11 protein-coding genes are annotated in these 13,091 nt (G+C 39.4%); 6 read left to right on the top strand and 5 right to left on the bottom strand.

What is annotated here, in order from left to right; translation table 11 throughout:
- Positions 1-12: 12 nt before the first annotated feature.
- From H5160_RS10185 to H5160_RS10165, 5 genes are all read right to left on the bottom strand, one after another.
- Entirely contained in the window at positions 13-747 is a 735-nt protein-coding gene (locus H5160_RS10185; RefSeq protein ID WP_024597042.1) for a dienelactone hydrolase family protein, read from the bottom strand.
- Positions 748-992: 245 nt separating this feature from the next.
- A complete protein-coding gene (locus H5160_RS10180) occupies positions 993-2,318 on the bottom strand; it encodes a glycerophosphodiester phosphodiesterase family protein (protein ID WP_182695991.1) in 1,326 nt (441 codons plus the stop codon).
- A gap of 74 nt (positions 2,319-2,392) precedes the next feature.
- Positions 2,393-3,238 carry a carboxylate/amino acid/amine transporter gene (locus H5160_RS10175; RefSeq protein WP_182737374.1) on the bottom strand — a complete coding sequence of 282 codons (846 nt, stop codon included), beginning with the start codon at positions 3,236-3,238 and terminating at the stop codon, positions 2,393-2,395.
- Positions 3,239-3,352: 114 nt separating this feature from the next.
- Positions 3,353-5,488, bottom strand: coding sequence for a M3 family metallopeptidase (locus H5160_RS10170; RefSeq protein ID WP_024598247.1), 2,136 nt, complete (start codon positions 5,486-5,488; stop codon positions 3,353-3,355).
- A 213-nt stretch (positions 5,489-5,701) separates the two neighbouring features.
- Positions 5,702-5,908: a hypothetical protein gene (locus H5160_RS10165; RefSeq protein WP_002958182.1), complete on the bottom strand. Its 207-nt coding sequence runs from the start codon at positions 5,906-5,908 to the stop codon at positions 5,702-5,704.
- A gap of 196 nt (positions 5,909-6,104) precedes the next feature.
- Here H5160_RS10165 and H5160_RS10160 point away from each other — a divergent pair, with 196 nt between their 5' ends.
- The 6 genes from H5160_RS10160 (at position 6,105) to yegD (ending at position 13,084) form a co-directional block, all read left to right on the top strand.
- The gene (locus tag H5160_RS10160) at positions 6,105-6,965 is read left to right on the top strand and encodes a mechanosensitive ion channel family protein (RefSeq protein ID WP_002958183.1); all 861 of its coding nucleotides are present in this window, start codon (positions 6,105-6,107) and stop codon (positions 6,963-6,965) included.
- A 414-nt stretch (positions 6,966-7,379) separates the two neighbouring features.
- The gene (locus H5160_RS10155; protein WP_182724978.1) at positions 7,380-9,644 is read left to right on the top strand and encodes a TonB-dependent receptor; all 2,265 of its coding nucleotides are present in this window, start codon (positions 7,380-7,382) and stop codon (positions 9,642-9,644) included.
- A 105-nt stretch (positions 9,645-9,749) separates the two neighbouring features.
- Complete coding sequence (locus H5160_RS10150; protein ID WP_002958185.1) at positions 9,750-10,049, top strand: hypothetical protein; 300 nt, start codon at positions 9,750-9,752, stop codon at positions 10,047-10,049.
- A gap of 75 nt (positions 10,050-10,124) precedes the next feature.
- A complete protein-coding gene (locus H5160_RS10145) occupies positions 10,125-10,781 on the top strand; it encodes an HAD family phosphatase (protein WP_182737372.1) in 657 nt (218 codons plus the stop codon).
- A 33-nt stretch (positions 10,782-10,814) separates the two neighbouring features.
- Positions 10,815-11,657, top strand: coding sequence for a DNA ligase (locus H5160_RS10140; RefSeq protein WP_182721406.1), 843 nt, complete (start codon positions 10,815-10,817; stop codon positions 11,655-11,657).
- Between the two features lie 62 nt (positions 11,658-11,719).
- Positions 11,720-13,084, top strand: a complete 1,365-nt coding sequence (gene yegD / locus H5160_RS10135; RefSeq protein WP_024595669.1) for a molecular chaperone — start codon at positions 11,720-11,722, stop codon at positions 13,082-13,084.
- Positions 13,085-13,091: the final 7 nt, after the last annotated feature.

Raw genomic sequence — 13,091 nt, 5'->3', positions numbered from 1 at the left:
TTTTTACAGCATTTATAAAGTTCGGCTAAATAATGCCACCGCTTGTTGATACATATTTATCGCAAGGGCTGCATCGTATCGCTCACCTTCATCACGCATAAAGGCATGCTGTGCGTTAACTTCCTGCCACTGGTAATTGATGCCTGTGCTTACGCATTGCTGGTATATTTTAGCGCGGCCTTCTTTTGGCACATGCGGGTCTTGTTTGCCCCATATAAAGTGAATTTCGCCTTGTATATCAGCCATACGCTCGAATGAGTTATTTCCAGGTTGCGCAGGTAATGTATTGCTGTGAATATCAGTTGCGTATAAACAAAAAGCCGCATTAATTTCAGGATTTAGTGCCGCTCTGTAAGCTAAGTGACCGCCAATACATACGCCCATTGCGCCGACGGAGCCTGTGCAATAGCTTTGTAATCTAATGAAGTCGATCATAGTTTGTGTGTCACTGTCGTGGTGCTCAAGTGGCTTTGCCCACTTGTCGGCATTGCCTTTGTCTTTACCTGTATCATCATAAGCAAGCACAGTGCCTATAGGGTTTAACTCATGAAACACTTCAGGCACTAACACTACAAAGCCATGGCTTGCTAAAATAGCTGCGCTGCGTGCGATGGGGGCAGTTTGCTGAAATATTTCAGAATAAAAAATGATAGCAGGGAACTGTCCTTGCGCTTGAGGGCGATATACAGTTGTTCGCATTAAACCTGTCGGTGTTGGCAAGTCAGCATTATGTTGTTGGATTATCATAAAAAGCGCTCAGTAAAATAAAATTATATATGCTGATATGGTAACTGAGCGCGATAAAATATACGACTTTTGTCGTTGAGTATTTATACCAACCTGCATAAATCTTTGATCAATTTAACGAATTAAATTTCACTACAACGTCGTTAAAAATTTTTTATTTAGAACAACTAGATAAAAAAATTTTTGCCTAGTTCTAGCGTAATTTTCTCAACGTTAAATAGACCCCATATATAAGCAGATTGGTATTAAATACTTGCAGGCATTTTATTACAACTGGCGTAGTAACTTACCGTAGCCGGCCAATCTGAAAAAATACCCATTACCCCCACGTCCTTTGCGAGTACGTCGACTACTGTCATCATGTCGCCATCGTTATCTATAACATCAGCAATTGATTGATAGTAGTAACCTCCACCTTCATTAAGCGGGCCCGAGCGCTCAAGGCTCCATGCAATAAGCTTTAAACCTGCTGCTTTTGCGTCAATAGCGTATTGCGATGGCACAATATTACTTTCGTTATCTATTGTTAACATCATCCAAATTGGAGGAGCTAAAATTTTCACCCCATCAGCCACTAACTCATCCATTCCCGGTTGCCATGTTTGTGGGTTACTTGGATCAAATCCGGCTTCACTGTCACGTCCATCTAGGTAAACGCTTTTATCTGCAAAGTCAGGGTTATTGTTAATCCAGTATTTTACGTCTTCAAGGTTAAATGATTGCGGATAAACTTTTGAGGCTGGCACACCCATTTGCGTGTACTCGTCTAGCATTTTTTGCGCATATTGTTCTTGCGTCATTCCATCAAATGGCATACTTACTTGTGGCGATTTTAGCTCTGGTGTCATTTTTACACCTAGCTCATTAAACAGTGCAATGCTTTGTTTATGGGTCATCAATGTGCCGTTGGTGGCATATAAATCAGTGCGCCAACTTGGTGTGCCATCCATGTAATCGGCAACGGTCGTTGCATTAGTGTTTGCACCATCCATTTTACCTTCAAGGGTTAAAAACTCCGCTAAGCTTATATCGCTGGTACAACATTTAGCTGATGCGGCAATACCATTAGCAGGGTCGGCTGGTGTAAATGGCACACTGCATTTAGCTGCAAGTTCAGGAATAGCTAAAATATTAGTTGTGGTATGTAAATCGCATTGAGAGTGGCGACAAACAAGCTCTTTGTCGTTTGTAAATGTAACATCGCATTCAACAATGCCAGCGCCCATTCTCGCTGCCGCAATGTAGGCTTCTTTAGTGTGTTCGGGGTATTGCATTGATGCACCGCGATGACCAATAGAAAAATCGGTGCGGTAAAAAGGACCTTCGCTGCATGACTCTAATTTTGTTTTTAGTGTGCTTTGCGCCATATCGTTAATTAAATAGTCAGGGCGAGTCCCTAGCTGAATATTTACTCCTTCAGCAACCTCTACAACAATGGGCGTAGGTACTTCAACAATTTCCACTTCGGTGTTGGTAACAACCACTTCTTTTTCTACTATTTCTACATCGTCGTCGCAGCCTGCAAGTGTGGCTAACAATATACAGCTTGTAAGTAAGGTAATACGTTTCATTGTTTATCCTTAAAAAGTACAATTTGTACTACCTTAATGATTATTAATGACAATTTTGCTACAAGCTTATTAATTTACTTTTTATTAAGCATTTGATTGACCAATAACGCACCTAACATTATAGCAGCCCCAATACTTAACCTGACTATATCGGCATCTCGGTTCCAGATCAGCACGTTAATTATAATCCCAGCTGGGATAAGCAAGTTATTCATAACTGCCAAAGCACCTACGTTGACAAGGGTTGCGCCTTTATTCCACATAAAGTAACCAAGTCCTGATGCAACCAACCCTAAATAAATTAGTATGCCCCACTGTGTGAAAGTGGTTGGTAATTTGTTTGAGTTACCAAATAATGCATAGCAAATTGTGGCAATAATAAGTGCACCTATAAAAAACCATCCAAATACGGCTTTATCATCAAGCTGATTGTTATTCATTAATCGTTTGTAGGTAACTTGGCCTACAGCAAAACTTATATTCGCCCCTTGAACGATTAATAAGCCGATTATGAAATCGCTATTTAGGTTTTCGTAACGAATAGTAATTGCACCGATTACAGCAATAAGTGCGACTATAAAAAAGCGTGGGTTAAAGCGTCTGTTCAATCCATCATTTAGCAGGGTAATGTACAAAGGAGTCATTACAGTAAATAGCAGCACTTCGGGAACGGTTAAAAATAAAAATGAGTGGTAGTAAAAGCTATACATAACACCAAGTTGTATAGCGCCAATCAGCATAAGCTTTAAGGCTAAAGGTTTAGGCGTTTGTTTGAGCTTTAAAAAAGGTAGAAAAATCAGTGTTGCCAGTGCTATGCGTATTAATACGCTAAACCAAGCGTCAACTTGGCCTGCTAAATACACACCAATTAAACTAAACGAAAACGCCCAAAGCAAAGTGACTGCAAATAAGTACTGCATAACCATCATCTTTTAATAAATATTGAGCTAAGTTTATCTGTTATATGTGAGGGTATAAACAATAAAAGCCCGCAAGCGGGCTTTTATAAAAGTGAGCTTAATAAATTAAGTTATTTACTCAACTAAACCACGGCGCTTAAGTAATGCGTCGGTAGTTGGTTTTTGACCTCTAAACTCAATGTAGCTTTGCATTAAGTCGCGGCTGTTACCTTTAGATAGGATTTCTTTACGGAACTTATCACCATTTTTACGTGTTAAGCCGCCGTTGTTTTCCATGTGTGCAAAGGCATCGGCTGCAAATACTTCAGTCCAAAGGTATGCGTAGTAACCCGCAGAGTAACCACCGGCAAATGTATGGCTAAAGTAGTTTGATTTATAGCGCGGTGGTACAGGGTAGTAATCAATACCGTGTGCTTTTAGCGCATCGCTTTCAAACTTTTGAACATCAGTAATTTTTTTATCTGAGCCAAACGAGTGCCATTCCATATCAAGTAAAGCAGCTGCTAAATATTCAGTGGTACCAAAACCTTGGTTGAATTTTTGCGATGCAAGTACTTTATCAAGTAAAGCTTGTGGAATTGGCTCACCTGTTTTGTAGTGTTTGGCGTAGTTAGCAAGTACCGTAGGTTCAATCATCCAATCTTCATTCGCTTGCGACGGAAACTCAACAAAGTCACGCGCTGTAGCAGTACCTGCTAAGCTTGGGTATTTAACGTCAGAGAATAAACCGTGCGCCGCATGACCAAACTCATGGAACATAGTTGACACTTCGTCAAACGTCATTAACGTTGGCTCGCCTGCAGCAGGTTTTGGAATGTTTTGGGCATTGTAAATTACAGGTTTAGTGCCTTTTAAGCCGCTTTGACTTACGTAAGCGCTCATCCATGCACCGCCACGCTTACCTTCACGTGCGTATGGGTCTAGGTAAAATAAACCGATGGCGCTGCCGTCAGCGTTGAATACTTCGTAGGCTGTAACATCTTCATGATAAACCGGTAAATCTTTACGCTCTTTAAATGTAATACCGTATAGCTTGTTCATTGCAAAGAATAAACCATCGTGAATTACAGAATCCATTTCAAAGTAAGGCTTAACAAGGGCAGGATCTAAGTCGTACTTTTCAGCACGTACTTTTTCTGCGTAAAAAGCCCAATCCCATGGTTTAAGCTCAAAGCTTTCACCTGAATCGTTAATTACTTTTTGAATAGCAGCTGCTTCAATTTTAGCTTTTTCAACTGCTTTTGGTGCTAGGTCATCTAAAATGCCGTACACGTTGTCAGTTGTTTGTGCCATACGCGAAGTCATTACATACGATGCCCAATCTTTAAACCCTAGTAGCTCTGCTTTTTGAGCGCGGAGGTTTGTTTCTTCAATAATAATTGGGCCGTTAGTTTTTGCTGCACGGTTAGCAGAGGCTTTAAATATTTGCTCACGAAGGTCGCGGTTTTCAAGGCTTGATAAAATTGGCTGTTGGGTCGTATTTACCAGCGTGATCATGTAGCCGTCTTTACCTGCTTTTTTAGCAGCGGCCGCAAGACCTGCAATTTCACCTTCAGAAAGGCCAGCAAGTTTAGATTTATCGGTAACGACAATGACATCTTCTTTAAACGATTTTAAAATGTTTTGAGAAAACGCAGTAGAAAGCTCTGCAAGTTGTGAGTTGATTTCACGCATTTTTGCTTTTTCAGCGTCATTTAATTTAGCGCCTGCTTTTACAAATTGCTTATAGTAAAAATCCACAAGGCGTTGATCTTCAGCATTAAGCGAGTCTTTGTTGTCGTAAATAGTTTGTACGCGCTTGAATAATGCACCATTTAAGTAAATGTCGTCAGAGTGAGCAGATAATACCGGCGCCATTTTTTTACTTATACGTTGGTATTCGTCATCAGAAATCAAACCTGAAAGGTTATAAAAAGCAGCTGATACACGGTTTAGTAGCTCGCCAGACATTTCCATTTCAACTAATGTATTTTTAAAAGTTGCAGGAGCTGGGTTGTTAGCAATAGCTTGTATTTGCGCAGTATGCTGAGCAATACCAGCATCAAAGCCGGCTTCGTAGTCTTTTGTACCAAACTTATCAAACTCAGGTGCCATGTATTGTAATGGGCTTGGTTTGAATAAAACATTGTTTGCGTTCATGTCTTGCACTTGTGCTGCGCTCTCTTTTGCCATGTCTTGAGGTTCGTTAGAAGAACAAGCCGATAGGATTAGGGCACTAGCAATAGTAGTGGCGATCAGGGTTTTACGCATAATAACTCCATAAAAAGATTAGCCGAAATAGGCTTTGCGAGTCGAAAAACCTAGTTAACTTATCAAATTTGTGGGTTTATACAATAAAGTTTATCGGTATTAAGGGGGATTTGAACGCAAATTAGCTAATAATTAGTATTAAGGTGGGTAAAAGTAGCTCTAAAATCAAACGTTAAAGCTACTTAATTATACGATTGTGTGCTTGAGAGGGGGTTAGTTATAACCTAAAACAAATTTTTTCTCTGAGCCAAAGCTATTAGATTGCTGCCCAAACTCTTTATTAATAGTTGCTAGAGTTTGCTCTTGTTCGGCCAGCAAGCACAAAACTTTATTTCGGTAATCTAGGCTGCTTTCAAACAATTTTAAATCTACCTGCGGCTGCAAAGTAGCGAGTCTTTGATTTAGAGTAAGTTGTGTCATATGTGATCTCCAGTGCTTGTACACTATTTATATAGCACTCGGTGCAATAAAGAGTTAATAAACTGTTTATAAAATTCATATTGAACTTATTAACTTGGCGTTTTAGTTATATTATGACGTGCAAAGCTTAGCGAAAACTGAACCACACTTATTTTTAGTGAACAAATAACAATCAAAAAAGATATTGGGAACACTTATGACCCTCGAACAAATTAATCAATACTTAGCCTTTGTAATATTCACTTATAACGATGTGAATATTACGGTAGCAAAAGTAATTCAAGTGCCACTTATATTGTTTGCTATGTGGTTTGTAGTCACACGTATTGGCAAGCTTATTAAAAAAACATTACTCGCTAAAAAAATAAGCCAAGATGCAGTGCATTTGTTTACTCGTATTTACTTTATTTTAAGTATCGCAATTTTAATTTTTACATCGCTTGAAGTGCTCAGCATCCCGCTTACGGCATTTGCTTTTGTATCCGGTGCGATTGCTATTGGTGTAGGTTTTGGTGCACAAAACATTATTAATAACTTTATCAGCGGTTGGATATTGATGTGGGAACGTCCAATTCGCATTGGTGACTTTTTAGAGGTAGGTAACGCAAAGGGCGTAGTTGAAACTATTAATACGCGTTCTACACGTATTCGCCGAAATGACGGCGTACATATGCTTATACCTAATTCTCAATTGCTCGAAAATACAGTAACAAACTGGACGCTGATAGATGGCAATGCACGCTCATCGGTCAGTGTCGGCGTTGCGTATGGTTCAGACGTTATACTGGTTAAAAAGCTTATCCAGCAAGTGCTTGATGATCATGATGCAATATTGGTTAATCCAAAGTCATCAGTGTTATTTGATGACTTTGCAGATAGCTCGCTTGTATTTAATGCTATTTTTTGGGTATGCGCCGAGTCTGAAACCATGCTTAGAAAAGTGCGCAGTGATATTCGTTTTAGTATTTATGCTGTATTTGAAGAGCATGATGTAGTGATTGCGTTTCCACAGCGCGATATTCATATAGATGGTGAAATTGCTTTTAAAAGGTCGTAGTTCTAATAAAAAAAGTCGCTTGCGGGTGACTTTTTTATGAGTAACCACAACGTTTCTATTTTGGGTTAATATGGAAGGTAATCCATTTTTCCTACTTCACTTCGCGATCTTCAATAAAGGACATATGTCCTCATTATTAGGTTTTTGCATCTAAATATTGATAAAAACACGTAATCTTGTAGTTAAATGTTGCAAAAAAGTTTACATTTATGTTCATATTTATGCAGTAAAATTATTACACAATGGTATAATCTTAATCGTTCGTTCAGCCTTGTTACTCCGTTTTGTACTCTCGGTGATGAGGTCCGCGCGCCATATAGCAAGTCGCGAAAAATTGTACGAGCCCGCAATGAATACATTGCGCAACACAAAAAACCGTTGAACAAGAGTGCATACTAAAGGTTAATACCCGACATGAAATCATTAAAGAAATCTGCAATAGCGACAATTATTAACGCTGCACTACTATCTGCTGCTGGCACATCTATTTCAGCATTCGCCGCTGAAGAAGAAACGGCTAAAAAAAGCAATCAACTAGAAGTTATTCAAGTTACCGCCCGTAAACGCGTAGAAAATGCACAAGAAGTACCTGTAGCTGTATCTGCATTACAAGGTGATAACCTTGATGCATATAGCTCTGCAGGTATGGATATTCGCTTTTTAAATGCGAAAATTCCAAGTTTATCTATTGAGTCTTCATTTGGTCGTTCATTCCCACGCTTTTACGTTCGTGGTTTAGGTAATACCGATTTCGATTTGAATGCATCACAGCCAGTATCACTTGTTGTTGATGAAGTAGTTCAAGAAAATGCAATTTTAAAAGGTTTCCCAGTATTTGATGTTGAACGCGTAGAAGTATTACGTGGTCCTCAAGGAACGCTATTTGGCCGTAACACGCCAGCTGGCCTTGTTAAGTTTGATACTGTTAAACCAAGCCAAGAATTTGATGGATATGGCTCTGTTTCATACGGTAGCCGTGGTGCTGTAGATACAAGTGGTGCTGTAGGTGGTGCTTTAACTGACCGTTTATCTGCTCGTGTTTCATTATTATGGCAAGACAAAGACGATTACATTGATAACCAAGCTCCAGGCTTTGAAGCTAAAGATGAGCAAGGTGGTTACACTGAAAAAGCGGCACGCGTTCAGTTTTTATATGAAGGCGATGATTTTACTGCTTTATTAAACTATCACACACGTGACTTAGATGGCTCACCAATTGCCTTTCGTGCAAATGTAATTAAAGCGGGTACTAATGAGCTAGTAGATAACTACGAAAATGATGTTGTTTATCAAGATGCGGCATCTCGCTCTACTCAACAAGTAGAATCGGAAGGTGCAAGCTTAAAGCTTGAGTGGGAACTTAAAAACCACACAATCACTTCTATTTCTGCATGGGAAAGTGCTGAAATTTATTCTCGCGCTGACATCGACGGCGGTTATGGTGCTTCTTATATTCCAGATTTCATGGGACCCGGTTTTATCCCTTTCTCTTCAGAAAGTGCTGATGGCATTCCAGATCACGACCAGTTGACGCAAGAGCTACGTTTATCTAGTAACTTTGATGGTGACTTAAATTATCAAGTAGGTGTATTTTACTTTGATGAAGAGCTAACGATTGAAAACTTCAGCTACGATACATTCTCAACACCTAATGCTGGTGCTTTAAATGGTTATGTTCGCCAACAACAAGACACAACGGCATGGGCTGTATTTGGTTCTGTAGATTATACTTTTTCAGATGATTTAAAAGTAACAGCGGGCCTTCGTTATTCTGATGATGATAAAGATTTTGTAGCTGATCGTACACTTAGCCCAATTGGTGGCGGTGCATTACTTGTAGAACGTGATGTTAGTGACGACCATGTTAGCTGGGATTTATCTGCAAACTATAAAGTAAACGATGATGTTAACTGGTACGGCCGTGTAGCAAACAGCTTCCGCGCACCTAGTTTACAAGGTCGTATTTTATTTGGTGATGACGTTACAACAGCTGAGTCAGAAACGGTAACATCGTACGAGACAGGTATTAAATCAGACGTGCTAGACGGCCAAGGCCGTGTAAATGCAACTGTATTTTACTACACGATGGACGACCAACAGCTTACTGCTGTAGGCGGTGGTGCTAACTTTAACCGTTTAGTTAATGCTGATAAAACGACTGGCTATGGTTTTGAGTTAGACTCGCAGTGGGTATTAAGCGATGAGTTTAATGCAACGTTTAACTTAAGCTACAATAAAACAGAAATTAAAGATAACGATTTAGCTGTCGCTGTTTGTGCTCAATGTACTGTAACTGACCCAATTAATGGTTCTGGTCTTGCTGTACTTGATGGTAATAGCTTACCGCATGCTCCTGAGTGGATCTCTAACTTTACGCTTCGCTACACTAAAGAACTTGCCGATGGTAATTTCTTCGCAAGCGGTGATATTTCTTATCGTAGTAAAATCAATATGTTCCTTTACGAATCAGTAGAGTTTGAAGGTAAAGAGCTTATTGAAACAGGTTTGCGTACAGGTTACACATGGTCTGAAGGCGATTACGAATACGAAGTTGCTGCGTTTGTTCGTAACTTATTTGACGAGCAACAAGTTATTGGCGCTGTAGATTTCAATAACAATACAGGTATTGTTAACGAAGAGCGTTATGTTGGTGCTGAATTTAAAGTTAACTTCTTCTAGAGATAACCTTAAATTATATTAATTTTTAAAAGCCTGCCTTGTGCAGGCTTTTATGTTTTTATAAAGCTGGTAAAGTAGCGTTAATTAATTTAAAGAGATAAAAAGATGGCTGGATTTTGGAATTACCGTGTAATTTTTTGTGAAGCAACGAAAGACGAAGCAGCGCAATATCAAATACATGAAGTAGAATATAACCTAAATGGTAAAGTAACTAACTGGTCAGAAACTGGCGCAGCCCCTTTTGGAACAACCTTAGATGAGTTGAAAGATGACTCTGAGCGTTTAAAAACTGCATTTGATAAACCAGTACTTAAAGTTGTACGTAAAACGCGTGGCTACGAGCTTGTTGATGTTGAAACGGGTGAGGAAGCAACGGGTGAGCCGCCAGCAGGCTTAACGCAATAACTGTATTTATATAAAAGGTGCTTAAGGCGCCTTTTTTATTGTCAAAATTTAGCACAAGTTAAATAAGGAATGAGGATGACTTTAAAAGCAATATTATTTGATATGGATGGCACATTAGTTGATTCAGAAAGCATGCACTTTGTATGCTGGAGTAAATTACTTAAACCCTACGGTGTTAGTTATTTAGAAAATGATTTTTGTCAGCGCTTTTCGGGACGGCCCACTTTAGAAGCCGCAATTGAAATTAAGCAAGAGCATAACTTATCGGTAAGTGCACAGTTTTTAGCAGATGAAAAATACCGTTTATTTGGTGAATATGTAGTAACACATTTACCGCCACTGATGGCATTTACAGAGCAAACATTGAAAGCTGTAAAAGCGAGTGGCTTAAAAATGGCGCTAGTAACAGGCAGTGCTAAAAGTGAAGCTATGCCAATACTGAAAGGCTTAGGGTTTTATGAGCTGTTTGATACGGTGGTTACAAAAGATGATGTAACTAATCCTAAACCTGCAGGGGATCCGTATTTACTGGCACTTGAGCAGATAAATATACAACCTGGCAATGCAATTGCTGTTGAGGATACTTACACAGGGGTAACAGCTGCTAATAATGCTTTGTTACGTGTTGTAGCCATTGCCAATAGCCATACTAAAGATCACGACTTTAGCCAAGCTACCTATCAAATGAGCAACTTAGATGAGTTTTGGCAATGGGCGCAATCTCAACTATAGTTTAAGCCAACTTTTACGTGCTTGGATGCGCCAATGTTTACTATTAAACACCTGCTTTTAATTGTTATTGTACTTTTTACGCAATGCATAAGTGCAGCACAACCGTCTGTTTTACTTGCTAAAGTATATGACGAAACGAAGCATTATGATGTAAGTAAATATTTAGTCAGTGAAAAATATGATGGCGTAAGAGCTATCTGGACCGGCACGGAGTTTGTCACTCGTAAGGGTAATATTATCAATGCGCCCAGTTGGTTTACAGCGCCATTGCCAAATATATGGCTTGATGGTGAGCTGTGGACTAAACGTGAGCACTTTTCTGCGCTTAGTGGCATAGTCAGAACTAAAAAACCTAATAATCATGATTGGCAAACTATTACTTATAAAGTATTTGATATGCCAGATAAAAATCTGCCTTTTAGCACTCGCTATAAAAACTATAATGAGCTTATTACTAGCCTAAACTCGCCGCACATTAGTGCTGTAGTTCAATATAGCTTTACAAATAATGAGCAACTTACAGAGTATTTTGAGAACATAACTAAGCAGGGCGGCGAGGGCGTAATGCTTCATTTGGCCAGCGCGAAGCACAGCAATGGAAGAAGTAATGCATTACTAAAATTAAAACCTTATTTAGATGCAGAAGCGGTTGTAATTGCGCACTTACCAGGCAAAGGTAAATATCAAGGTATGTTAGGGGCATTAAGGGTAAAAACAGCGCAGGGGCAGGTATTTTCTATTGGTACTGGGTTTAATGATGCACAGCGCTCCATCCCACCGGAGATTGGTAGTACTGTAACGTACCGATTTCATGGCTTAACAAAAAATGGGTTACCGCGTTTTGCCAGTTTTTTACGGGTCAGAGATAGTTTATAACATTTATAAATTTTACAAAGTGTGCTAAATTGCGCGGCCTTTTTGGTAATGTGTGGTGAAGTATGTTTGTAGGTTTTGATTACGGTAGTTCTAATTGTGCTATGGGTGTAATGAGCGAGGGTAATGTTCAATTAGTACCGCTAGAGCAAGGAAAACATTACTTACCGTCTACACTTTACACTCATCACAGCGCGTTGGTTGTTGATTTTGTTGCTAAGCATTTACATGGCACAGCCCATGAGCATGACTTTTTAACGCAGCGCCAAGCATTATTAAATACCTTACCTCGTATTAAGTCAGACCTTGATTTACAACCTTCAGATGAAACCCTATTTATTGGTCGTGAAGCGATTAGCGAGTACGTGCAGTTTCCTGAAGAAGGCTATTTTGTTAAGTCTCCTAAATCATTTTTTGGTGCAACAGGTTTAAAGCAAGGTCAAATTAACTTTTTTGAAGATATCGCAACCGCGATGATCTTAAAAATTAAGCAACGTGCTGAGCTCTCTTTAGGTAAAACACTTACACAAACAGTGATTGGTCGCCCAGTAAACTTTCAAGCTGTGGGTGGTGAGCAATCAAATCAACAAGCGGTCGGTATTTTAGAGCGTGCTGCTAAACGTGCTGGTTTTAAAGACGTAGAGTTTTTATATGAGCCACTTGCTGCGGGTATCGATTACGAGAGTGATTTAACTCAGGATCAAAAAGTACTCGTTATTGATATTGGTGGTGGTACAAGTGACTGCTCATTTGTACAAATGGGCCCAAGCTTTAGAGGAAATAGCCAGCGCGATAGCGATTTTTTATCTCACAGTGGTAAACGTGTTGGCGGAAACGATTTAGATATTGCTTTGAGCTTTCATGGTTTAATGCCGTTATTGGGTTTAGGTAGTACGTTTAAATCGGGTTTGCCTTTGCCTAATCAAGCGTTTTGGCAAGCGTGTAAAATTAACGATGTAAACTTACAAAGCCAATTTTATAGTGAAAGCCATACCCGAGAGCTAAACGCACAATTACGTGATGTAAGTGCACCTGAGCTTTATAAACGTTTAATACATTTACAGCAAAACAAGCAAGGCCATCAGTTAGTGCAACAAGGTGAAGCGGCTAAAATAGCACTTTCGTCTGCTAGTGTGTTTGATTGTGATTTAAGTTTTTTAGATAGTGGGCTGAATAAAAATGTATCTGTAAGAGATTTAGCTGTTGCCGTTGAGAGTAGTATTAGCCAAATAGTTACTTTAGCAAAACAAGCAATCAGCGACGCTGCGACCACGCCAGACATTATTTACTTAACAGGCGGTAGTGCACAGTCACCATTGATTAAAGCGGCTTTAAGTGAGCACTTAGGCGATATAAAGATGGTTAACGGGGATCACTTTGGTAGTGTAACCGCTGGCCTGACTAAATGGGCCAGCATGCTTTATAAATAACCTAGAT

Source organism: Pseudoalteromonas sp. SG43-4 (assembly GCF_014164325.1).
Lineage (GTDB): Bacteria > Pseudomonadota > Gammaproteobacteria > Enterobacterales > Alteromonadaceae > Pseudoalteromonas > Pseudoalteromonas distincta.
Note: the sequence above shows the minus strand (reverse complement) of the source record. Positions and strands in the feature narration are given on the sequence as shown.

Coding starts and splice junctions, on each gene's coding strand:
- H5160_RS10185 (WP_024597042.1), bottom strand. CDS start 747: ATGATAATCCAACAACATAATGCTGACTTGCCAACACCGACAGGTTTA.
- H5160_RS10180 (WP_182695991.1), bottom strand. CDS start 2,318: ATGAAACGTATTACCTTACTTACAAGCTGTATATTGTTAGCCACACTT.
- H5160_RS10175 (WP_182737374.1), bottom strand. CDS start 3,238: ATGCAGTACTTATTTGCAGTCACTTTGCTTTGGGCGTTTTCGTTTAGT.
- H5160_RS10170 (WP_024598247.1), bottom strand. CDS start 5,488: ATGCGTAAAACCCTGATCGCCACTACTATTGCTAGTGCCCTAATCCTA.
- H5160_RS10165 (WP_002958182.1), bottom strand. CDS start 5,908: ATGACACAACTTACTCTAAATCAAAGACTCGCTACTTTGCAGCCGCAG.
- H5160_RS10160 (WP_002958183.1), top strand. CDS start 6,105: ATGACCCTCGAACAAATTAATCAATACTTAGCCTTTGTAATATTCACT.
- H5160_RS10155 (WP_182724978.1), top strand. CDS start 7,380: ATGAAATCATTAAAGAAATCTGCAATAGCGACAATTATTAACGCTGCA.
- H5160_RS10150 (WP_002958185.1), top strand. CDS start 9,750: ATGGCTGGATTTTGGAATTACCGTGTAATTTTTTGTGAAGCAACGAAA.
- H5160_RS10145 (WP_182737372.1), top strand. CDS start 10,125: ATGACTTTAAAAGCAATATTATTTGATATGGATGGCACATTAGTTGAT.
- H5160_RS10140 (WP_182721406.1), top strand. CDS start 10,815: ATGTTTACTATTAAACACCTGCTTTTAATTGTTATTGTACTTTTTACG.
- yegD (WP_024595669.1), top strand. CDS start 11,720: ATGTTTGTAGGTTTTGATTACGGTAGTTCTAATTGTGCTATGGGTGTA.